This window comes from Bacillus luti (assembly GCF_009739945.1).
Classification (GTDB): Bacteria; Bacillota; Bacilli; order Bacillales; family Bacillaceae_G; genus Bacillus_A; species Bacillus_A luti.
This window is the reverse complement of sequence record NZ_CP040336.1, coordinates 1,223,835-1,246,936: the sequence shown is the minus strand read 5'-3', so window position 1 is coordinate 1,246,936 and position 23,102 is coordinate 1,223,835. Positions and strand designations below refer to the sequence as shown.

Here is a 23,102-nt window from a genome sequence, read left to right as displayed (position 1 = left end):
GGGGGAAGCATTATGTTTCATCGTATTGAAGAAGCTCTAGAAGATTTAAAACAAGGAAAAGTTGTTATCGTATGTGATGATGAAAACCGTGAAAATGAAGGAGATTTTATCGCTTTAGCAGAGTATATTACGCCAGAAACAATTAACTTTATGATTACACATGGGCGTGGTCTCGTTTGTGTACCAATTACAGAAGGGTACGCAGAACGTCTACAATTAGAACCAATGGTAGCTCATAATACAGATTCGCATCATACTGCATTTACAGTGAGTATTGATCATGTTTCTACAACAACAGGGATTAGCGCTCACGAACGTGCAACTACGATACAAGAATTATTAAATCCTGCATCAAAAGGTGCTGATTTCAATCGTCCTGGACATATCTTTCCATTAATTGCGAAAGAAGGCGGTGTCCTGCGCCGTGCTGGTCATACAGAAGCTGCTGTCGATTTAGCACAGCTTTGCGGAGCAGAACCAGCTGGAGTCATTTGTGAGATTATAAATGAAGACGGTACGATGGCACGCGTACCTGATTTACTACAGTGTGCAAAACAATTTGATATAAAAATGATTACAATAGAAGATTTAATTGCTTATCGCCGCCACCATGAAACATTAGTGACGCGAGAAGTGGAAATTACATTACCTACAGATTTCGGTACTTTCCATGCAATTGGCTATTCTAATTCATTAGATACGAAAGAACATATCGCACTCGTAAAAGGTGATATTTCAACAGGAGAGCCTGTACTTGTACGCGTCCATTCTGAGTGCTTAACAGGAGATGTATTTGGCTCGTGCCGCTGCGATTGCGGACCACAACTCCATGCTGCACTTGCTCAAATTGAGCGTGAAGGAAAAGGCGTTCTTCTCTATATGAGACAAGAAGGACGAGGTATTGGCCTTCTTAATAAGCTTCGCGCTTATAAATTGCAAGAAGAAGGATTCGATACTGTAGAAGCAAACGAAAAACTTGGGTTTCCAGCTGACCTGCGTGATTACGGTATTGGGGCTCAAATTTTAAAGGATTTAGGTTTACAACATTTACGATTATTAACGAATAATCCACGAAAAATTGCTGGCTTACAAGGTTACGATTTAGAAGTAATCGAGCGTGTACCATTGCAAATGCCCGCAAAAGAAGAAAATAAAGCGTATTTACAAACGAAAGTAAACAAATTAGGACATTTACTAAACTTATAATTAAGGGAGAGATTTATTATGGTATTCGAAGGTCATTTAGTTGGTACAGGACTAAAAGTTGGGGTTGTTGTTGGGCGTTTTAATGAATTTATTACAAGTAAGTTACTCGGCGGAGCTTTAGATGGATTAAAGCGTCACGGTGTAGAAGAAACTGATATCGATGTTGCTTGGGTTCCTGGCGCATTTGAAATTCCTTTAATCGCTAAAAAGATGGCTAGTAGCGGGAAGTATGATGCTGTTATTACATTAGGGACTGTAATTCGTGGTGCTACAACACATTACGATTACGTTTGTAATGAAGTAGCAAAAGGTGTTGCATCTTTATCACTACAAACAGACATTCCAGTTATTTTCGGTGTATTAACGACTGAAACGATCGAGCAAGCGATTGAACGTGCTGGCACGAAAGCTGGTAATAAAGGCTATGAATCCGCCGTTGCTGCGATTGAAATGGCTCATTTATCAAAACAATGGGCATAAAAAAAGAGGCTACGGCCTCTTTTTTATTTCTTTACTTTTTTCCGTACATCTTTTATTAATTCATCCATCGTTTTTCCTTCTGTTTGTATACGAAGAGTTTGCGCTGTTCTCCATACATTCTCTCTTTTCTTCGCTTCTTCTATAATAGTAATTTCTTTTCGTACTTCTTTTAAATCTTTCCCTTCCGTTTTCAAGCCAAAATGTTCAGCTTTCGTTCGAAAATGTTGTTCAATTCTTTGCTGCATTTCTTTTTGTTCAGGATTTTCAGCGGCCTTAACTGGATCAGCACTTATTGCTTTTATTAAAATTAGACAAATCATAATCGCTAATATGTATTTATGCATGTAAAATCCTCCAACCCAATATAAATTACATATTTACTATGTACAAATAGGGCTTGGAAAATTCGTCCACAAAAATTCATTTTCTCGCTGAAAAACCATTCATATCAAGTCATAATGGCTTTTTATTACATTTTATTTACAAAAAAAGCAAACCTTTTTAAAGGTTTGCTTTTCCATCTATCTTATAATGCACATTCTTCAATCTCGAATCCTAAATCTTCAATCATACCCCAGTCCGCAGTCGGCTCTTGCCCAGCTGTCGTTAAATAATCGCCGACAAAAATAGAATTTGCTGCGAATAAACCAAGCGGCTGTACAGAACGTAAATTAATTTCTCGACCACCTGAAATGCGAATTTCTTTTGTTGGATTTACAAAACGCATCATCGCCAGCACTTTTAAACATTCTACTGGTGTTAACTCTTTTTGTCCTTCAAGCGGCGTACCCTTTACAGCAACAAGGAAATTACACGGAATAGAATCTGCATCTATACGTTGTAATTCAAATGCAATTTCAGCACGTTCTTCAATTGTCTCTCCCATTCCAAAGATTGCACCAGAACATGGCGAAATACCAGCTTGCTTCGCTTTTTGAACTGTATCAACACGATCGTCATACGTATGAGTTGAGCAAATGCTATCATAATTGTTTGCGTGTGTATTTAAGTTGTGGTTATAACGATGTACACCTGCTTCCGCTAAACGCCCTGCTTGATCTTCATTTAAGAAACCTAAACAACAACAAATCTTCAAATCTGTCGTGTCACGAATCTCTTTAACAGCTCCAATTACGTGATTGACTTCTTTATCCGTTGGACGACGGCCAGATGCTACAATACAATATGTACCCGCTTTACGGCGAATTGCTTCATGCGCCCCTTCTACAATCTTTTCCTGCGTTAACCATGCATATTTATCAATCGGTGCTTCTGAAATAATAGACTGTGAACAATACCCACAATCTTCAGGACATAATCCAGATTTCGTATTAATAATCATGTTCAACTTTATTTTTTTACCAAAGTGATGATGGCGGATGATGTAAGCTGCATTCATAATTTCTAAAACCTCTGTATCATCAGCCTCTAATATCGCTATTGCATCTTCTTTCGTAATCATTTTCTCTTCTACTACGTCATATGCAAGTTTTTTCCAATCCCTTTTTGTTTGTACTTGTTTCATTTCATCTCTTCCCCTCTTTTGTTATATGCACAAATAAAGCATGATAAGTTGCCATTATCCCTTCTTTTTCCGTGAAGTCTCTTTCGTATATGCGAAGCATTGCACGAAAGAGTGAGGGACTTTGGCAATATGATTCTTCATTACTATTAGTCGCTCCTACTTTTCGAATAGAATGCAGAAACTCCCTAACTTCTGTAAAACTCTCTATGTAACATGTTTCAGAAACATGCACATCCCCTGTTTCTATTTCACATATATGGTGTAACTGATTTTTCGAATAAAAACGTTGCCCAATCGATGTTTCGTTTTGTATATTTTTTTCTTCTTTCGCCCGCCGGAACGAAGCATGCAATTCTTGAAATGTTTCATGTCCAAATGTTGAAAAGAGTAATATCCCATCTATAGACAAATGATCAAATAAATTTCTTATCACTTGTTTTAAATCATTTAGCCATTGAAATGTGGCATTTGAAATAATGACATCATATGTTTCTTCTAGTCGTAATTGTTCAATATCCTCACAGTAAAACGTTACATTTTTCACATTTGGTCTAGCTTTCGCAATCGCAATCATACTTTCAGCAAAATCAACAGCTGTAATATGCGCTTTCGGAAATAACTTTGATAATTGCTCTGTAACATATCCTGTCCCGCATCCAAGTTCTAAAATGCGTATCGATGAATTTGCTCTATATCGCCGATTCAATGTAGAAAGTAACGAATGTGCCATCTTTTTTTGTATATTTGCATATTGATCGTAGGATACAGCTGCCCCGTTAAACCGTTTTTGCAGTAACGTTTTGTTGATCATGTCGTATCCCCTCTACAAATTGAATGATTTCATTTGCGCAATATTCAAAATTCGTTACACATAATGCATGCCCAGCCTCACTTACTACTTTTAGCTTAGCATTCGTATTCTCTGTCATACTATGAGCTGCAGATAATGGACATATCACATCCTGTTCTCCATGAAGAAGTAACAGCGGGATTTTGACATCAGTTAATTCGTTTCTCATATCTGTTTCTATTAAATAATCTAAGCCTAATTGTAATGACTGAATCGAGTCTCCTTTAAAATTCAGCGCAATCTCTTCAAAACTCGTATTCTCTTTCAGTTCATCTTTTGTAAACATATTTTCATAGAAACGCTTCAACGTATCTGCTTTCTTTCTCGTTAAGTTCTTTTTCATACGTTCTACATGCAAGGAATTCCATCCACTTGTATAGTCACTTGTATTGGTAAATTTAGCGGTACCACCAATTAGTACCATGCCTTTCGCCTTAACCTTTTTATAAGCTTGTACTGCTGCTAACGCTCCTAGTGACCATCCAACTAAAATTACATTTTCATCATGCGCTACATCTATTATTCGCTCCGCAAATTCACTTTGTTCTTTTACGTTACGCCACTCTACACATTGAACAGAATATCCTTTAAAATATGGTAGAACTAAAGTCCAAACACCTTCTTCCATTCCCCACCCAGGAATAAAAATAATCTTTAGCTCTTTCATACTAAAAACCCCTCTTCTTTACCGATACGTATAATATGCTGAATAGCCCATCTTAAATCAGCTATTGTATGTTGTGATGTAACTGCAAAACGAATTCGAGAACTACCAACTGGAACAGTGGGTGGACGAATTGCAATTGCGGCGATACCTACCTCTTGTAATCGTTCACTAAACCGTAAAGTATTTTCATTTGAACCAACTACAATCGGTACAATATGAGTTGAGCTATTCCCAATATCAAAACCAGCTTCTTGTAAATGCGTCCTGAAATATGTACCATTCTCTGCAAGTCGCTCTCTTCTTTCGTTATCTTCTTTCACAATTTCAATTGCTTTTCGTATCGCCCCTAACGTTCCTGGTGGTAAAGCAGTAGTAAAAATAAAGCTTCTCATCATATTTTGTAAATACTCTATATAAATTGCATCACCTGTCAAATACGCACCATAACACCCTAGAGCCTTGCTAAACGTCCCCATGTGTATATCAATTTTTTGAGCAATCTCTTTTTCTATATGAGCTAATCCTGCTCCGCCGATTCCATATATTCCACTCGCATGTGCTTCATCAACTAGGATTATTGCCCCGTATTTCTCTTTTAGCTGCACTAAATCTTTCAAATAGGCAGTATCACCATCCATACTAAAAACAGTATCAGTTACGATTAATTTCCGCTTTTCAGGTGACGCTATTTTCAACAGCTTCTCTAAATGATCCAAATCATTATGACGATATCTTTTATGTTCTGCTCCGCTTAATATAATTCCATCAACGATACTTGCATGATTTAATTTGTCACTAAAAACAATATCGTGGCGGCAGACTAACGAAGAAATCGCCCCTACATTCGCGGTATATCCACTATTTACAATTAAAGCTTTTTCAGTGCCTTTCCAATTGCATATACTTCTCTCAATCTCTTCATACAGTGGATAATTTCCTACAACGAGACGAGATGCTGTCGCTCCAGTTCCATATTCTCTTGTGCAGGCAATAGCAGCTTCTTTCAACCTTTCATCCCCAGCTAATCCTAAATAATTATTCGATGCTAAATTTAGCATCCTTTTCTTATTTCGAATAAGCCATGTCTCTTCGGATCGCTCTGTTACATGTAAATTACGATACTGCCCTTGTTCCTTTAATTGTTCTATTTTAGATTGAAGATGCACGCGCCACGTTTGATTCATTTTGGATGAGCTCCTCTAATTTTGAAATCATAATATGCTCTTTTGCCGATTCTAATAACTCTTCCCTTGTAAACTCTCCTTCAAGGAATGGTAATAACCCTAAAACCGGCACTCCACTTAACTCCTCAATCATTATTTTATTTTCTTGCGCTCTTTCTTTTTCACATTCTTTACAACCAGATAAAATTACACCTGCTACTGTTAAACCGTGTGCTTTTGCATAAGAAATTGTTAAAACAGTATGATTAACTGTTCCTAGAGTAGGACGCGCTACTATAATAAGAGGAAGCTGTAATTTTTTTGCAAAATCAATCACTAAAGCATCTTCTGTAAATGGGACTGCAAGCCCACCAGCCCCTTCCACAAATAAGCTATTAAACTCTTTTAATAGTTCATTATAGTGATCCGTAATTTCTTTTAACATTACTGTCCTTCCAGCTCTTTTCATAGCCAATCTCGGAGCAAGCGGTTCTTCAATGGAATAAGGACAAATTTCTTCTTCTCTTGTCAGTACACCCGATAATATTTTTAGCCTTGCTGCATCTCCCTCTGGATTTGATGCAGCATGCCCGCTTTGCAACGGTTTATATACCCCTATGTTATATCCTAATTCTCTAAATACACCTGCTAATGCACCAGCAACTACAGTTTTCCCCACTTCAGTATCCGTTGCTGTTATAAAGAAACCACTCATTATTCTCCCTCCGTAACATCTGAGATTGCTTTATATAAAATTCGTAACATCTCATCAATTTCGGCAATTGTAGATGCAAGAGGTGGCATAAATACAATGGTATTGCCAAGCGGTCGTAAAATCATACCTAACTCTCTTGAACGTTTACATACTTGAACACCGACTCTCTCTGTCCATTCAAACGCTTCTTTCGTCTCCTTATTCTTCACAAGCTCAATTCCAACCATTAATCCGCACTGACGAATATCCCCTACATGTTTATATGCAAAGAGTTCTTCTAATTGCGTCGCTACATATTCTGTTTTACGTGCCACTTCTTCTATTAAATTTGTTTTCTCGTATAGTTCTAGGTTTGCAATTGCTACCGCACACCCTAACGGATTCCCTGTATAACTATGACCATGGAAAAATGTTTTTTGCTCTTCATAGCCTCCTAAGAAGGCATTATATATTTCATCTGTCGTTACGGTGATTGCAACTGGTAAATATCCGCCCGTTAAACCTTTTCCGGCCGTTAAAATGTCTGGTGTCACATTTTCATGTTCACATGCAAACATTTTCCCGGTGCGCCCAAATCCAGTCGCTACCTCATCTGTAATAAATAATACATTGTATTTTGTACATAAATTACGTAACCCTTTTAAATATCCTTTTGGCATTGTAATCATGCCGCCAGCACCTTGCATTAAAGGCTCTACAATAATTGCTGCAATTTCTTCATGCTTGTCTTTTAGTAACTCTTCCATTTCTTCTAAATGTTTTTTTACAATTCCCTCCTTATTATTTCCATAAGGAGAACGATATGTATATGGATAAGGCATCTTAATTGCCTCAAATAAAAGTGAACTATACACTTGGTGAAACAAGTCTATTGCTCCTACTGAAACAGCTCCAATGGTATCACCGTGATACGCTTCTTTTAATGTAACAAATCTTTGTTTCTTCGGTTTTCCTTTATGCTGCCAATATTGAAAGGCCATCTTAATTGCAATTTCAACAGCGCTAGAACCGGAGTCCGAATAAAATACTTTCTTCAAACCTACTGGTACAACTTCAATTATTTTTTCTGCTAATAAAATAGATGGAACATTAGCAAGCCCTAACATAGTAGAATGAGCAATTTTATTTAATTGCTCACGAATTGCTTCATCTAATTCTGGTATTTGATGTCCATGAACATTTAACCAAATAGACGAAACACCGTCCCAGTATTCATTTCCATTTACATCGTATAGCTTTCTTCCCTCTCCACGTTCAATAATGACAGGATCTTCTGCTAAATAATCTTTCATTTGTGTAAATGGGTGCCATACGTAAGCTTTATTTTTCTCCGATAATTCTTCATATGTATAAGATGATTTTTCAGTCGTTTTACTATTAACAGTCACAATTGCCACCCCTAATGTTAACTAGTTTATAAATATAGTTAACATTAAATCCGAAAGGCTGTCAATTATTTTTAAATCAAGCAGTTCTTAAAAAAGAACAACTTATCATAAGATAAGTTGTTCTACTTTCCATGTTGTATCTTTCCAATTTCTAAAATAATCTCTTCATCTTTTTTTCCCTCTGTATCAATTCCAAGTTGCTTCGCATGCTCAATTAATAAATCATGGCGCTGCTCAAATCTTGCTGTATTTACTTCTTTCGTAATCTCTTCTTTTGTTTTTCCCTCAGTAGAAACTCCTAGTTTCGTAGCTGCTTTCTCCATCGACTTCTTCTCTTCAGTTTCTTTCACTTTCTTCACTTCTGACTGCTGTATTTGCTTTTGTTTCAACTGCTCTGATTCAGCTGCAAAAGCTGTGTAAATTCCAGCACTTCCGCCAACGACTAGTAAGGTGGTAAAAAGAATTATTTTTTTCTTCACTCTTTCCTCCCCTTTCAAATTCATTATAACGCACGTTTTCACAGTATTAAAACCTTTCTCCTTTATTTCCCTAAAAAAAATTTGAACATTTTTATTGACATGTAAGACGAATATATGATAAAAATTTAACTAACATCATATGAATCGGCGTTGATAGGATTTAGTAGTATTTCGATTTCTGATTTCAGAGAGCTGGTGGTCGGTGCGAACCAGTACAGAGCGAATTATGAATTACCCCCTGGAGCTTCTTTTACGAAACGTAAGGAGTAGTGAAAGACGGTTATAGACCGTTATGTCTAAAGAGTGGTGAAACGACACTGTTTCACAATTTAGGGTGGTACCGCGAATTTTTCGTCCCTGCATATATTGCAGGGGCGTTTTTATTTTATTAGCGCATATCATATGACCCTTTATTTTGTGATACATTCATTTCACAAGCTAGGGTGGTACCGCGATTTCTTCGTCCCTGCATAATTATATGCAGGGACGTTTTTTTATCCAATCATTTCCGTATCATATTGAGATATTGACAATTACCGGTAATTTGTCACAAAATTCTAAATTTTAGAAGGAAATAAACAATATTGGCGAATTTTATATAAAAAAGAGCTATTTTAGATTATTTAGGAGGGGAAAACAATGGTTTCAAAAATTGAATCTGTTCTTTTAACATTATTTATTTTTTTCTGTATTGGTTTTAGTGTTATCCAATTAGAAGTTTCACCACATATCCCAATTTTATTTGGTATCGTTCTTTTATTAGCATTTGGATTTATGAAAAAAATCTCTTGGTCTACTATGGAAAAAGGAATGATAAGTAGTATTTCCGCTGGTATTCCATCTATATTTATTTTCTTACTTGTAGGTGTATTAATTAGTGTTTGGATCGCAGCTGGAACAATTCCAACTTTAATGGTATACGGCTTCCAACTTGTTTCTCCAAAAATTTTCGTTCCTACAGTTTTTGTTGTTTGTGCAATTGTTGGAACAAGTATCGGTAGTGCCTTTACAACTGCCGCAACAGTAGGACTTGCCTTTATGGGAATGGGTACTGCCCTTGGATACGATCCAGCTCTTATTGCTGGTGCAATTATTTCTGGTGCATTCTTTGGAGATAAAATGTCTCCTTTATCTGATACAACAAACTTAGCTCCTGCGGTAACGGGTGTAGATTTATTTGAGCATATTCGTAACATGCTTTGGACAACAGTTCCGGCTTTCATTATTGCTTTTATCGCATTTTTCATTTTAGGAAGCGGTACTGGTGGAGACGTTGACTTCACAAACTTTATTAGCACATTAGAGAAAAACGCAACGATTTCTATCGTTACACTCATTCCAATTTTATTACTATTCCTATTCGCATTTAAAAAGGTTCCGGCAGTTCCAACATTACTTGCTGGAATCGTAGTAGGAATCATTATTCTCTTTATTTTTAACCCTAGTACTTCTTTAGCTGATTTAATGAAAATTATGCAAGACGGTTACGTTTCTAAAACTGGTATTAAAGATATTGATAGCTTATTATCTCGCGGTGGTTTACAAAGTATGATGATGTCAATTGCTCTTATTTTCCTAGCTCTTTGTATGGGAGGATTATTACAAGGCATGGGTATAATCACACAGCTGATGAATATTATCTCTAGCTTCGTAAAAAATAGTACACGCTTAATTATTTCTACTGCTTCAACTGCAATTGGTGTAAACTTCTTACTTGGTGAACAGTACTTATCCATCGTTTTAACAGGACAAGCATTCGCTAACAAATACGATGAAGTTGGTTTAGAACGTCGTAATTTATCACGCGTATTAGAAGATGCGGGTACAGTTATTAACCCGCTCGTACCATGGGGTGTAAGTGGCGTATTCTTAACAAACGTCCTTAGCGTTCCAACATTCGATTACCTTCCATACGCAATCTTCTGTTTAGCTTGCCCAGTCTTAACGATTATCGTTGGATTTACTGGATTTGGCCTTTCATGGAAGAAAGAAAAAGCAGTGCCAGTTTCATAATATAGCAAAAAGGATTACCTCAATCGGTAATCCTTTTTTATATTCCTCTACTATCTATTTGCTTTCTTTCTTCTAAATAACAGAAGGAATCCCGCTCCAACAAACGCCAAGCCTGCTCCAATTGTAGAAACAACACTTGTACCTGTTTTCGGTAAATCACGTTCTTCTTTATTTTCACTTACAGTTGTTTCTTTTGTATTTTGATTGTCCGTCGTAGTTTGTCCATTTCCTGCGTTATTTCCATTATTACCTTCATCCGTTGGTGGTGTCGTTGGATTTTCTCCGTTATTACCTTCACCTGTTGGTGGTGTCGTTGGATTCTCTCCGTTATTACCTTCACCTGTTGGTGGTGTCGTTGGATTCTCTCCGTTATTACCTTCACCTGTTGGTGGCGTCGTTGGATTCTCTCCGTTATTACCTTCACCTGTTGGTGGCGTCGTTGGATTCTCTCCACCAGTTTCCTTATCATCGTTCTTCTTCGTTATATCAATTGCATATTTAGCGAATTCATTTTCAGATGGTCCAACATATGATATTTTCCCATCTTTCTTTATATACTTTTGTGCATTTGGTGAAGAATCGAATGTTGTATTTAGTTTATCTGCAACAATCGGTTTAAACGCCCAATTTTTATCTGCTGCCGGATCAATAACTGGTGTTTCTTGCATATACTTCACAATGATTTGACGTGTTTCATCTTGTGATTGGTATACAACTTCCCCTTTACTTACACCTGGGAACGTTTGGCTACTTCCACGATAGTTATTTGTAGCGACGATGAACTCTTGATTGTCAGCTACTGGCTTACCTTCATATGTCATATTTATAATACGATTCGTATTTGCATTTACAACTTTTCCATCTTTATCGTATTTCGCCGGTTGTGTTACATCAATTTCGTATTTTAAGCCATCTAAAATATCGAAGTTATATGTAGGATAGCCTATATTTACTAATGGCTGTTCTTCTGTTTTCTTTGGATCGATTTGATTAAACTGACCTGCAGACATTTCAAGCCATTCTTTCACTTGTGCCCCATTTACTTTTACAGCATATAACGTATTTGGATATACATATAAATCTGCAACGTTTTTAATTGCTAACGTTCCAGCTGGAATATCTGTATAATATGTAGCACCGTTTCGGCCACCTGCTTTAAATGGTGCGCCTGCAGATAAAACTGGAATTCCTTTATATTTGCTATATTGTCCATTTTCAGCAAATAACTTTTCTACATACCATTTCTGTGCATTTGTCACAAGTTGTACAGAAGGATCATCTTGTACTAATGAGAAATAACTATTAATTGGTGCTGTCGTTTTTCCTACAGCTGTATTCACATAATCAATTGTCGCTTGATGATCATCTTTAATTTCATTAACTAATTTTTGATCAGATTGTACTAATGGGTTTCCTTTACTATCAGCAATCGGACGAAGTTGCGGCTTCGATTGCTCTTTTTGTACTTCCCATTTTCCGTCTACCTTCTTCAATTGCATATCAATAATACCTAAGTTACTTCCAAAGACACCAGGCATTACAACTGGAACACCATTAAATACATCTTTCACTTCTGTATGTGAATGTCCCATTAATACTGCATCTACACCAGGAACCTCTGTTAAATAATACGACGCGTTTTCCATACCAACGTTGTATCCACTCTTATCAACACCGGAATGCGCTAGTGCAACGATAACATCTGCACCTTCTGCTTTCATTTTTGGCACCATTTTCTTCGCTGTTTCAACTATATCTTTTGCTTTAACTTTTCCTTCTAAATTTGCTTTATCCCAGTTCATAACTTGAGGTGGAACAAATCCCATTACGCCAATTTTCACTTTTTGTTTTTGCCCTGATTCATCTTCTACTTCTTTTTCAAAAACATGATATGGTTTAAAGTAATTTTGGTCGTTCTCTTCATTATTATCTTTATCATCTTTATAGACGTTCGAGTTAATAACTGGGAACTCTGTTTTACTAATTACTTTGTTTAAATAGTCTAAACCGTAGTTAAATTCATGATTCCCAAGAGAGATGACGTCATACTTCATTAAATTCATTAAACGATATAATGGATGTGTATAACTAGGATCCACAGGCTTCTTCGGATCATTTATTTTATTCGCTACATAATCTCCAAGCGGTGTCCCTTGTAATGCATCCCCATCATCAAATAGGACAGAGTTCTTCGCTTCTTCACGTGCTTTATTAACAAGCGTTGCAGTTTGCACGAGACCTACTTTATTATCTGTTTTCGTTTGATAATAATCGTAATTCATTAAGTTAACATGAATATCTGATGTTTCTAGAATTCGTAAGTTAACCGTGCTCTCCCCGTTGTTCTCATCCGCATGAGCTGTTGTTGGCAATACTTGCGGCGCCATTACACCAATAGCAAGAGTTGCTCCAGCTAGCATTTTTTTTGACTTTTTCACAAAAAATCCCCCTTATACACTTACCCAATATAATGAAATAAACCTCTATCTCTAACCTCATATCTTTTTTCTTCTAGTAGAGATTCGATTTTTATTTCATTCTGCTTTAACGGGTAGTACCCACAAAAACTTGATAACTGAAGACTAACTATTAACGGGAAATAGAGTTCCCACTAAGCGTAGTTTTACCTTATCTGACATTATCATATATAATGTCCTTTCATATCGTCAATATTTTTTGACATACTTCTACAAATTTTCTGTAAAGTTATTGTAAACTTTTCATAGATATATAATATGCCCTTACATTGTTAATACTGCTGAATATGATACAATTACCAATTACAAGGAGGATGAATTTATGAAAAAAGTCATCTTAACAATTGTTTGTCTCCTCCTTCTAATCATTTCTTATTCTTATTTTGAGAAGAACGATGAGACAAAACAAAACGAAACCGAAGAGAAAACAACAAAAACATCCGCTCCAAGTTGGATTGATAAGCAAACAAACGATTCCTTTTATCACCTCGTATTAGGTGATTCACTCGCTAAAGGTTATGGATCAACGCAAGGTGGGTTTGCTGAATTAGCCTCTAGGCAAATAGAAGCACAAATTCATAAACCAATTACAGTAGAAAACCTTGGCATAAACGGTCTTACAACAGATCGTCTCGTTAAAAAAGTTCAATCAGAAGATGTAAAACAAAAGATTAAAGCTGCAAATATTATTACAATTAATATTGGGGGAAATAATTTATTCCGTTTAAATCGTGATGTTGGTGTTATAGATGGCATTAAAATGTTAAATAAAGAAAAAGCTCATTTTGAAGCGGATGTAAAAGATATTGTAAAAACAGTTCGAGATCAAAATCCGGATGCTTTACTCATCCTCTCTGAACTCTATAACCCGTTACAACTCGATGATTCTATCGCAAGTTATGCAGATATGTTTTTAGATGGCTGGAATGACTCCGTTTATTCCATTTCAAAAGCAAATCAACCATCTATCGTTTTACCAATTCGTAAATTAATATCGAATGATAAAAAAGATTTACTATTTGACCAAGTACATCCTAATGATACTGGCTATACGATTATTGCCAATTCATTTACAAAAAAAGTGTTAGCTTACAAATATTAAAGTTTCCATGAAACAATTCTATTTTTATAACATGCCTTTTTTGTTACAATGATAGTGGAAGGGGGCCTTTATATGGAATCACGCGAGTGGGAACGTATTGTTGATCATCTTCTTTCGCTAGTGCCTCTTTTTTATCGCAAATTTATGCTTCCTGGAGAATTTTCTTCTCAAAGACATATGCCGCCATCACATACACAAGTATTACTGCTTTTGCATGAAAATGAAACATTAGCAGTTTCCGAAATCGGCAAGCGGCTAGCGATTTCACGGCCTAATATGACACCTCTATTAAACAAACTGATTCAAGAAGAACTAATAGAGCGTCATTATAGCGAAAAAGATCGACGGGTCATTTTAATTTCCCTAACAGGTGAAGGGAAATTGTTAGTAAATCAGTATCAGCAATTCATTTTAGACAAACTAAAAGAAAATTTCCAAACATTATCTGAGGAAGAGCGTGAGAAGCTCATTCATTCTCTTCAAACCATTCAAAATTTAATTTTGAAAACAAACGCATAAAGCTGCTTCTAAATAGAAGCAGCTTTATGATTCGTAATAATTACCATAGTATACATTTGAATATGGCCATGTTGTTAAATATGGTTTTTGTTCCTGCGTAGGCTGTTGTTGTGGTATTTGTGATAATTGCTGCAATTGTTGTTGTCGATACCATTCGTATTGTCTACTCATATCATATACAGGATAATAATTTACATATGGATATACTTGAGGTACGTAATAATACATTCATGCTTCCCTCCTTTTTCTTAAACATATTCAAAGGAGAAAATGAATGTGACACTCTTTATATTTGCACAAGTGGTTCTCGCACTCGTTTCTTTCTTTTCTTCAAACGTAACTTCCGGTTCTTCTCATATAAATAATGCACAACGAAATATGAAATAGTACCAAACACCGCCCCTAAAATCGTCATTCCAATTAATACATACACTTCACTCTGCAATAAACTCTTTAATATCGTAAAAATATGGCTCGAAAACAAATCTGATATTGTAAATGGTTTATGATGTAGTTTCTCCAGCGGAAACGGATAAATCATTTTCCCTAATGCATAAGCAAGCGGAAATAAAAATACTGGGAGAAACGATATCTTCCCAATAATATTACCAATGACTGCTGCTGGAAAAGACCCTTTCGCTAACCTGACGATTGGATAAAATATTAAATATACGAGTGATGCCGTATAAATTACTAACATTTCTAAACCAAAGCCAATAGCAAACCCTAATGATACTTTCTTCGCTCCTTCTGGCGACCGAAGCAACTTATAATATTGATACTTTAATATTCTCCACATTCGATGAAAAAACGAATATGTTTTCTTAGTTGTTTTCAAATTCATCATCTCTTTAACTATATTTTTATACCTAGTATGTCCTTACATCATATGAAAAATAAAGTGAAACTTTAATCAGTGGGGGTTTTCTTCATCCCCCACTGATTATTAGCCTTCACCAATCGGACTTTTATGGGCAGTTGATCCCCCACCCAACTTCTTTGCTTTCGCTGAATTTTGAGGCGGGGGTCTTACTGCCCATTAAAGCGGGATAAAATTAGTTTTCTCTTTTTATTATAAATGATATAGAAATAATTAACTAAATATACATCCGACATTTCAACATAAAAAAACCTCCCTTTTAGGAAGGCTCCTCTACATTTTTAAATAAACTCACTAATAACGCTTTTTGAGCATGCAATCGATTACCAGCTTGTTCAAAGACGATAGACTGCGGTCCATCTATAATTTCTCCTGTTACTTCCTCTTCACGGTGAGCAGGTAAACAGTGTAAGAAACGATACGTTTGTTTCGCATGCATAACAAGTTCTTTATTAATTTGATACGGTTGAAATAACGTATATTTCTCTTCTTCTCCCTCTTGCCCCATACTCATCCAAACGTCTGTATAAATGAAATCTGCTTCATGTACCGCTAATTCAGGATTATGCAAAATTTCAATTTCAGCCCCTGTTTCATCTGCAATCGCTAATGCTTTTTTTACAATTTCCTCATTTGGTTCGTACCCTACAGGCGTTGCCACAGTCATATTCATTCCGACTTTTGCACTCGCTAATAACAATGAATGACATACATTATTCCCATCACCTACGTAAGCCAATTTAATTCCTTTAAATGTATTCACTTCTTCATAAATCGTCATTAAATCCGCCAATGCCTGACAAGGATGATGATCATCTGTTAATCCGTTAATAACAGGAATGCTTGATTCTTTTGCCAGCTCTTCTACATCTGCATGTGAGAATGTACGTATCATAATCCCATCAATATAATGTGATAATACTTTTGCAGTGTCTGAAACAGTCTCCCCTCTTCCAATTTGCATTTCTTTCCCGCTTAAAAACATTCCATGTCCTCCAAGCTGTACCATTCCTGCTTCAAAAGAAACGCGAGTACGAGTTGAATGCTTATCAAAAATAAGCCCTAATATTTTGCCTTGTAATAAAGGCTCCTGCTTATTCTTTTTTAAATATATGGCAAACTCAATTATTGAAATGATTTCTTCTTGCGTCAGTTCTTCTAGTGTTAAAAGATCTTTCGTATTTAATTTCGGTACTTGTACAGTTGACATGGAACTTCCCCCTTATATGATTGATACTTTTTTTGTACAAACTACTTTTTTTATCATATATACTGCCTGTTCTAGCTCTTCATTCGTTACAATAAGTGGTGGTAATAGTCTTATAACATTAGGACCTGCTTGTAATACGAGTAGCCCTTCTTTTTCTAATTGTTCTATAAAACTCGCAACTTCTTGCTTACATTCAATTCCAATCATAAGGCCCTTACCACGAATATTTTTAATACATTCAGCATTGCACAATTCTTCTTTCAATTTCGCTAATACGTACGCGCCTTTTTCCTGTACATCTTTTAAAAACGCCACTTCTTTGCTTAACTGCAATACTTCTTTCGCCGCAGCCATTGCAATATAATTCCCACCGAAAGTTGAACCGTGTGATCCAGCAACAAAGGAAGTACCCAGTTCTTTCTGGCTAATCATCGCTCCAACAGGAATACCATTTCCTAGTGCCTTTGCAATAGTAACGATATCAGGCTGTATTCCCAGCTGCTCATAAGCAAATAACGTTCCTGTTCTTCCTATCCCCGTCTGTACTTCATCGATAATAAAGAGAGCATTGTACCTATTACATAGTTTTTCAATCTCTTTCAAAAAGGATGGATCAGCAAGTATTACCCCGCCCTCTCCTTGTATAACTTCTACCATTACCGCCGCTACCTCTTCATTCATTACTTCCTCTAACGCCTGTATATCGTTAAAAGGGATATGTAAAAACGACGGAAGCAATGGCCCAAATCCTTTTTTCACTTTATCTTGCCCTGTTGCACTCATCGTTCCAAATGTTCTGCCGTGGAACGATTGCTCACATGTGACGACGAGAGATTTTCCAGTATGCTTACGAGCTAACTTCAAAGCCGCTTCATTTGCTTCCGCCCCGCTATTACAAAAGAATACGTAGTCTAATGCTGTATTTTCTGTTAATAACGATGCAACCTCTTCTTGTAAGGAATTCGTAAATAAGTTAGATATATGCCATATGTCTCCAAGTTGTTTTTTTACTGCCTTTACAACAGTAGGATGACAATGTCCTAAATTACACACTCCAATACCCGATGTAAAATCTAAATATTGCTTACCATTTTTATCTATGACCTTCGTTCCATTTCCTTTTACAAACTCAACATCCCGTCTTCCATACGTTTGAAAAAGATGACTTGTCATACTATACTCACACCTTTCGTTACCGTCGTTCCAATACACTCTCCTGTAACTTTAGTAAAATCCTTTGTACCATTTACGATACTAACCTTCTGTACTCCCATTTTTAATGATGTAAGTGCTGCCTGTACTTTCGGAATCATCCCGCCTGTAATGATCCCTTCTTCTATAAAAGTAACAATTTCAGATTCATCCGCTTTCTTTATCAAATTCCCTTCATGTAATATCCCATCTACATCTGTAATAAAAATGAGTTCTTTTGCAGATAGTGCGACCGCAATCCCAGCTGCAGCGCTATCTGCATTTATATTATAAATTTCATTACCATGTATCCCGACCGGAGCAATAACAGGAATATAATTCATATTTATTAATCCTTTTAATACGGCTGTTTCTACATAACTTACCTCTCCTACATACCCTATCTCTGCGCCAACAGGTTGAACTTGAAGTAAATTACCATCACACCCTGAAAGCCCTACCGCAAGTAAATTATGCTTTTGTAAATTCATTACAAACTTTTTATTTGTACTTCCGCATAGCACCATTTGAACAACATCCATAACTTCTTTTGGTGTCACTCGTAAACCATTTCTTTTTTCTACTTTGATGTTGCAATCTTTTAATTTAGCATCAATTTCTGGGCCGCCACCATGAACAATCACTACCTTATACTTTTGTTGCAATTTCTTTATACAATCAAAAAACACATCATTTAATCGATCCAACATGCTACCGCCGCATTTCACTACAATATAATCACTCATCTTCTCTCTCCTTACGTACGATAACAAGCGTTTATTTTCACGTAGTCATAACTTAAATCACAGCCCCAAGCTGATCCCTTTTCGTCTCCTAAATGTAAATACACATCAATGACTATTTCATTTTCTTGTAATCTCTTTTTCATTTCCTCCTCAGAAAATAATTGAGGCTCACTATTGTTTAAAACCGATATAGATTGAAGAGCAATATCAATTGTATTCGGATTAATAACTACTTCACTTTGTCCCATACTACTAATAATTCGCCCCCAGTTTGGGTCTTCACCATGTATTGCTGTTTTCACAAGACTCGAACCGACTATTTGCTTTGCAATTCTCTTTGCCTCTTCACTCGTTTTCGTACCTTGCACATTCACCTCAATTAACTTCGTAGCCCCTTCTCCATCTTGCGCAATTTTTTTTGCTAAATCTTCACATACCTTCTGTAAAGCAAATACGAAAGTTTCCCAATCTGTATGTTCCATATTGATTGGCTTCGTTTCTGATAATCCACTTGCCATAACGATGACCATATCATTTGTAGAAGTATCTCCATCCACCGTAATTTGATTAAATGTATGATTCGTTATTTGTGATAATGCTGTTTGCAATACGTCATTCTCTATATAAGCGTCTGTCGTAATAAAACTTAGCATCGTTGCCATATTCGGATGAATCATCCCTGAACCTTTAGCAACACCAGCAATCGTCACTTTCTTCCCATCAATAATCATCTCATAGCAAGTTTCTTTCTTTATAAGATCCGTCGTTAAGATTGCTTCAGAAAAAGAATGAGCTTCACTTTCTTCCTTCGCCGGGATAAGAGTTGCAATTCCCTTCCGAATTATATCCATCGGTAAAGGAACACCAATTACACCCGTTGAAGCTACTGCAACGTAATTTTCTTTCAACCCAAAATGTTCCGCCCCTAATGCACGCATCTCGTATGCATCTTGTAATCCTTTCATTCCTGTACAAGCATTTGCATTTCCACTATTGACGAGAATAGCTTGTAATTTCCCCTCAGCCTCTATACTCTCTTTCGTTACTTGCAGGGGAGCTGCTTGTATTTGATTTGTCGTATAAACAGCTGCGCTTGCCGCTGGTACATCACAAACGATTGCGCCTAAATCCTTTTTCTCCTTTTTCAATCCACTTGCAGTACCGATTGCCGAAAAGCCTTTCGGCGTTACAATTGAACCGTTTTCTAATTTTGTAATAGACTCTACTTTAATCATTATGTCCCCCTTATAGATAAAGCGGCATATGTTGTAAACCTGTTGTCTCTTCTAGTCCCGCTACTATATTTGCATTTTGAATCGCTTGCCCAGCTGCACCTTTCATCATATTGTCTATAACAGAAACGACTGTCACGCTTCCAGTTCTTTCATCGTAAGCTATCCCCATATCACAATAATTTGAGCCCCTCACTTCTTTTGGGCTTGGAAATTCTCCATGCTTGCGAATTCGAATAAAAGCCGATTGTTCATACGTTTCTTCATATAAATTTTGAAGTTGTTCTATTTCCATTTCTCGTTTTACTTTCGCATAAAGTGTAACCATAATCCCCCGTGATATCGGTATTAAATGTGTACTAAACGTGATTGGTTTCGTTTCCCTATTCCATTCTGCAAGCATTTGCTCAATCTCAGGAACGTGTTGATGCTCATTTACTTTATAAATACGCAGGTTATCGTATAACTCAGGAAAGTGAGTCATCGTTGTTGGCGTTTTGCCTGCTCCAGATACTCCTGATTTCGCATCAATAATAATGGAATCTTCTTCAATCATGCCGCTACGCATTAACGGCAATATCGCTAATAATGCTGCTGTAGCAAAACATCCTGGGTTTGCAATTAAATTTGCATTTTGAATTTCGGACCTTCTCCATTCACTTAACCCATATACAGCTTCCCTAAGAACTTCTTCTTTTGCAGCTGCCCTTTTATACCACTGTTCATATATCAAAGGATCTTTCATACGAAAGTCTCCAGATAGGTCAATTACTTTTAAACCTACTGCTAATAATTTTGGAGTTAACTCTGCTGATACTCCTGCTGGGGTTGCTAAAAATACAATTTCCGCTCCCTTCCCTATTTCCTCCGCATCAATTTCTTGTAACGTATGAACAAGAACATTTTGAAAATGCGGATATACATTTGTTATACATTCGCCAACTTGCGAAAAAGAATGGAGAGATGCTATCGAAAAATATGGATGTTGCTCTAATAACCGAATTAACTCAATACCTCCATACCCAGTTGCTCCAATAATCGCGACTTTCATATGCTCCTCCTCAAATCAATTCTTTAAATTAAGTATGATTATAATATTGTATATTTATAGAGTCAATTAAATATTTATAAATTTTAAAAACTTTAAAATCTTAATTTTACTAGAAAAACAATATATAAATTCGAATTTTTATACAAAAATGATGTATGATAGTATTTTCATTTCACTTCAAGTACAATAAAATAATACATGTATACATACAGGCGGGGAAAAACATGAATGAAAAATTACTTGAGAAAATGATTATAAAAAGTTTTCAACAATATCAATGCAATCCTGTGTCAAAAGAAGATCAGGAAATGCTTATTAAACATATTCAAACGATAATTCATTCAAATACTAAAATTGATGTATACGAAGCAGTTGAGGATATCGTTTACGATTATGTGACTGGAAAATAAAAAAATAGGAGGTTTCCAGATGGAAACCTCCTATTTTTTACTTAATGATTTACCTGCTACGCGTTCAAATAAACCTGGGAATAATGCATAAAGTTTCGGACCAATTCCCATCCACTTCGGTAAGTTTACTTCACGTTTTTTCGTATGCATCGATTTTACGATTTGTTCTGCTACATATGTTGGTTTTAACATGTAACGTCCCATATTTTTCACATATGTACCTGATTGATCAGCTATTTCAAAAAAGTTCGTATCTATCGGACCTGGGTTAATTGCTGTCACACAAATATCTGTATTCGATAATTCCATGCGTAAACTATTTGTAAATCCTAATACGGCATGTTTCGTCGCTGCATAAGCACTCGACTTTGGAGTTGCAATTTTTCCAGCAAGCGAAGCGATATTAATAATTTGTCCTTCATTCCTTTTTACCATATACGGTAAAACTGATTTCGTACAAGCCACTAAACCGAATACATTTACTTGGAACATATCCTTTACCTCATCCATTGACGCTTCTTCAAACGTTTTAAAAATACCAAATCCCGCATTGTTTACTAATATATCAATACGTCCCACTTCTTGTAATACCTTTGAAAAGACAGATTGTACCTTTGTCTCTTCACTTACATCTAATACATAATAATAGCAAGGCGTATTATAATTTGCTTTAATTTGTTCTGCTAACGCTTGTAGCTTCTCTTCTGTTCGCGCCATTAATACTGGAGTTGCCCCTTGCTCTGCAACTTGCATTGCAACTTGCTCTCCAATTCCACTAGAAGCACCTGTAATGACGATTACTTTATTTTGTAAACGTCCCGTCATTGCTGTCACCTACTTTGCATAATAAATCAATTGTTGCGAAGACTCATCAATCATCACTTGTTGATTATATGCTAAAAAGTCTAATTGTCCAACCGTTTCTGAAATAGTAAGTGGCAATTGTTCCTTATATAATACCGGGAATAGTTTTACACATACTTCAAATGCTGTCATTGGTTTTTCCTTTAATAACTCAAGCACTTTAAATGCACGTGTTTCTTGCTTTTGTAATCTCGTTTCAATAAGTTGTTTCACATTGAGAACATCTTCACCATGCCCTGATAAAATACGTGAAATATTCATTTCGCTTAACCGCTGTAATGTTTGATTATATTGTAATAACGGACGTGCCCTTTCTGTTTGCCCTTCATATGGTGGTTCTAATATTGGATTTGAAGAAATATGACTAATGAGAGCATCTCCGCCAATTAATATTCCATCAGATTCTCTATATAATGAAATATGAGTGGAAGCATGACCTGGTGTTTCAATTACTGTAAACCCAGGTAAAGAATCAATACGATCTCCCTCTCTCACAGTATGCGTTAACGATCTATTACAAGAATATTTCAATGTCCTTGTCGTCAATAACGCCTCGTCTTTCAAAAATGCTGCTGGAACACCAAATTGCAAAGCTGTCTCTCTAAAAAACTCATGATACCACTTTAAAAACTCTGGATTTTGCGTGATCCAAGGCTCGTTCCAAGGATGTCCAATAATTTTCGTTTTCTCAGAGAATATATTTAAAAGCCCACAATGATCCGCATGATGATGCGTAATCACTACTGTTTCAATATCTTCTATCGTATATCCTAATACACCTAACTGACTGTCTAACGCACTCCTTGCCTCTTCTGTATTCGTCCCTGTATCAATTAATGTTAATGTCTCCCCCTCAACTAAAAACACATTTACAGTTTCAACTGCAAATGGCACAGGAATCTCCATTCGGTGAATCGCCGTCATGCCTAGCCCC

The 23,102-nt window shown here is 36.3% G+C and carries 24 protein-coding genes and 1 other annotated feature; of the genes, 6 read left to right on the top strand and 18 right to left on the bottom strand.

The window, feature by feature from the left end:
• Positions 1–12 precede the first annotated feature (12 nt).
• Both ribBA and ribH read left to right on the top strand, forming a co-directional pair.
• Entirely contained in the window at positions 13–1,206 is a 1,194-nt protein-coding gene (ribBA, locus tag EUC40_RS06495) for a bifunctional 3,4-dihydroxy-2-butanone 4-phosphate synthase/GTP cyclohydrolase II (protein ID WP_071713084.1), read from the top strand.
• Positions 1,207–1,224: 18 nt separating this feature from the next.
• Positions 1,225–1,686, top strand: coding sequence for a 6,7-dimethyl-8-ribityllumazine synthase (gene ribH / locus EUC40_RS06490; RefSeq protein ID WP_000230901.1), 462 nt, complete (start codon positions 1,225–1,227; stop codon positions 1,684–1,686).
• 23 nt (positions 1,687–1,709) lie between these two features.
• On the opposite strand, the gene EUC40_RS06485 is transcribed toward ribH, so the two are convergent.
• The 8 genes from EUC40_RS06485 to EUC40_RS06450 form a co-directional block, all read right to left on the bottom strand.
• Positions 1,710–2,030 (bottom strand): hypothetical protein, encoded by a 321-nt coding sequence (locus EUC40_RS06485; protein WP_000549772.1) that lies wholly within the window; start codon positions 2,028–2,030, stop codon positions 1,710–1,712.
• A 182-nt stretch (positions 2,031–2,212) separates the two neighbouring features.
• Positions 2,213–3,211, bottom strand: coding sequence for a biotin synthase (bioB, locus tag EUC40_RS06480; protein WP_000815850.1), 999 nt, complete (start codon positions 3,209–3,211; stop codon positions 2,213–2,215).
• Between the two features lies 1 nt (position 3,212).
• Complete coding sequence (gene bioC / locus EUC40_RS06475) at positions 3,213–4,022, bottom strand: malonyl-ACP O-methyltransferase BioC (RefSeq protein WP_156574156.1); 810 nt, start codon at positions 4,020–4,022, stop codon at positions 3,213–3,215.
• Positions 3,988–4,728, bottom strand: coding sequence for an alpha/beta fold hydrolase (locus EUC40_RS06470; protein WP_156574154.1), 741 nt, complete (start codon positions 4,726–4,728; stop codon positions 3,988–3,990). The genes bioC and EUC40_RS06470 overlap by 35 nt, the downstream gene beginning before the upstream one ends.
• Positions 4,725–5,912 carry an 8-amino-7-oxononanoate synthase gene (bioF, locus tag EUC40_RS06465; protein WP_156574152.1) on the bottom strand — a complete coding sequence of 396 codons (1,188 nt, stop codon included), beginning with the start codon at positions 5,910–5,912 and terminating at the stop codon, positions 4,725–4,727. Before bioF ends, EUC40_RS06470 begins: the two co-directional genes overlap by 4 nt.
• Positions 5,878–6,606 (bottom strand): dethiobiotin synthase, encoded by a 729-nt coding sequence (gene bioD / locus EUC40_RS06460; RefSeq protein WP_156574150.1) that lies wholly within the window; start codon positions 6,604–6,606, stop codon positions 5,878–5,880. The genes bioF and bioD overlap by 35 nt, the downstream gene beginning before the upstream one ends.
• The gene (gene bioA / locus EUC40_RS06455; RefSeq protein ID WP_425278205.1) at positions 6,606–7,898 is read right to left on the bottom strand and encodes an adenosylmethionine--8-amino-7-oxononanoate transaminase; all 1,293 of its coding nucleotides are present in this window, start codon (positions 7,896–7,898) and stop codon (positions 6,606–6,608) included. The genes bioD and bioA overlap by 1 nt, the downstream gene beginning before the upstream one ends.
• A gap of 218 nt (positions 7,899–8,116) precedes the next feature.
• The gene (locus tag EUC40_RS06450) at positions 8,117–8,473 is read right to left on the bottom strand and encodes a hypothetical protein (RefSeq protein WP_071713078.1); all 357 of its coding nucleotides are present in this window, start codon (positions 8,471–8,473) and stop codon (positions 8,117–8,119) included.
• A 141-nt stretch (positions 8,474–8,614) separates the two neighbouring features.
• Positions 8,615–8,835, top strand: a binding site (T-box leader).
• Between the two features lie 277 nt (positions 8,836–9,112).
• Here EUC40_RS06450 and nhaC point away from each other — a divergent pair.
• Complete coding sequence (nhaC, locus tag EUC40_RS06445) at positions 9,113–10,486, top strand: Na+/H+ antiporter NhaC (RefSeq protein ID WP_000253744.1); 1,374 nt, start codon at positions 9,113–9,115, stop codon at positions 10,484–10,486.
• Between the two features lie 50 nt (positions 10,487–10,536).
• Here nhaC and cpdB read toward each other — a convergent pair whose 3' ends face one another.
• On the bottom strand, positions 10,537–12,924 hold the full coding sequence (gene cpdB / locus EUC40_RS06440; RefSeq protein WP_156574146.1) for a bifunctional 2',3'-cyclic-nucleotide 2'-phosphodiesterase/3'-nucleotidase: 2,388 nt from the start codon (positions 12,922–12,924) through the stop codon (positions 10,537–10,539).
• Between the two features lie 361 nt (positions 12,925–13,285).
• Between cpdB and EUC40_RS06435 the strand changes: the two genes are divergently transcribed.
• Positions 13,286–14,065, top strand: a complete 780-nt coding sequence (locus tag EUC40_RS06435) for a GDSL-type esterase/lipase family protein (protein ID WP_156574143.1) — start codon at positions 13,286–13,288, stop codon at positions 14,063–14,065.
• 72 nt (positions 14,066–14,137) lie between these two features.
• Positions 14,138–14,584: a MarR family winged helix-turn-helix transcriptional regulator gene (locus tag EUC40_RS06430; protein WP_000445815.1), complete on the top strand. Its 447-nt coding sequence runs from the start codon at positions 14,138–14,140 to the stop codon at positions 14,582–14,584.
• Positions 14,585–14,608: 24 nt separating this feature from the next.
• Here the strand turns inward: EUC40_RS06430 and EUC40_RS06425 are convergent, their stop codons facing one another.
• The 7 genes from EUC40_RS06425 to argC all read right to left on the bottom strand — a co-directional run bounded on the left by EUC40_RS06425 (position 14,609) and on the right by argC (position 20,894).
• The gene (locus EUC40_RS06425) at positions 14,609–14,812 is read right to left on the bottom strand and encodes a hypothetical protein (RefSeq protein WP_071713074.1); all 204 of its coding nucleotides are present in this window, start codon (positions 14,810–14,812) and stop codon (positions 14,609–14,611) included.
• A gap of 58 nt (positions 14,813–14,870) precedes the next feature.
• Positions 14,871–15,431 carry a DUF2062 domain-containing protein gene (locus tag EUC40_RS06420; protein ID WP_156574141.1) on the bottom strand — a complete coding sequence of 187 codons (561 nt, stop codon included), beginning with the start codon at positions 15,429–15,431 and terminating at the stop codon, positions 14,871–14,873.
• 292 nt (positions 15,432–15,723) lie between these two features.
• Positions 15,724–16,674 (bottom strand): ornithine carbamoyltransferase, encoded by a 951-nt coding sequence (gene argF / locus EUC40_RS06415; protein ID WP_156574139.1) that lies wholly within the window; start codon positions 16,672–16,674, stop codon positions 15,724–15,726.
• Positions 16,675–16,686: 12 nt separating this feature from the next.
• On the bottom strand, positions 16,687–17,847 hold the full coding sequence (locus EUC40_RS06410; protein ID WP_156574137.1) for an acetylornithine transaminase: 1,161 nt from the start codon (positions 17,845–17,847) through the stop codon (positions 16,687–16,689).
• On the bottom strand, positions 17,844–18,611 hold the full coding sequence (argB, locus tag EUC40_RS06405; RefSeq protein ID WP_156574135.1) for an acetylglutamate kinase: 768 nt from the start codon (positions 18,609–18,611) through the stop codon (positions 17,844–17,846). Before argB ends, EUC40_RS06410 begins: the two co-directional genes overlap by 4 nt.
• Positions 18,612–18,622: 11 nt before the next feature.
• On the bottom strand, positions 18,623–19,846 hold the full coding sequence (gene argJ, locus EUC40_RS06400) for a bifunctional glutamate N-acetyltransferase/amino-acid acetyltransferase ArgJ (RefSeq protein WP_156574133.1): 1,224 nt from the start codon (positions 19,844–19,846) through the stop codon (positions 18,623–18,625).
• Between the two features lie 10 nt (positions 19,847–19,856).
• Positions 19,857–20,894, bottom strand: a complete 1,038-nt coding sequence (gene argC, locus EUC40_RS06395; RefSeq protein ID WP_156574131.1) for an N-acetyl-gamma-glutamyl-phosphate reductase — start codon at positions 20,892–20,894, stop codon at positions 19,857–19,859.
• A gap of 224 nt (positions 20,895–21,118) precedes the next feature.
• On the opposite strand from argC, the gene EUC40_RS06390 reads away from it, so the two are divergent.
• Positions 21,119–21,304, top strand: coding sequence for a YqzH family protein (locus tag EUC40_RS06390; protein ID WP_156574129.1), 186 nt, complete (start codon positions 21,119–21,121; stop codon positions 21,302–21,304).
• A 30-nt stretch (positions 21,305–21,334) separates the two neighbouring features.
• Here the strand turns inward: EUC40_RS06390 and EUC40_RS06385 are convergent, their stop codons facing one another.
• Together EUC40_RS06385 and EUC40_RS06380 are read right to left on the bottom strand one after the other, a co-directional pair.
• Entirely contained in the window at positions 21,335–22,129 is a 795-nt protein-coding gene (locus EUC40_RS06385) for an SDR family oxidoreductase (protein ID WP_156574127.1), read from the bottom strand.
• 9 nt (positions 22,130–22,138) lie between these two features.
• The gene (locus tag EUC40_RS06380) at positions 22,139–23,092 is read right to left on the bottom strand and encodes an MBL fold metallo-hydrolase (RefSeq protein WP_156574125.1); all 954 of its coding nucleotides are present in this window, start codon (positions 23,090–23,092) and stop codon (positions 22,139–22,141) included.
• Between the last annotated feature and the right edge of the window lie 10 nt (positions 23,093–23,102).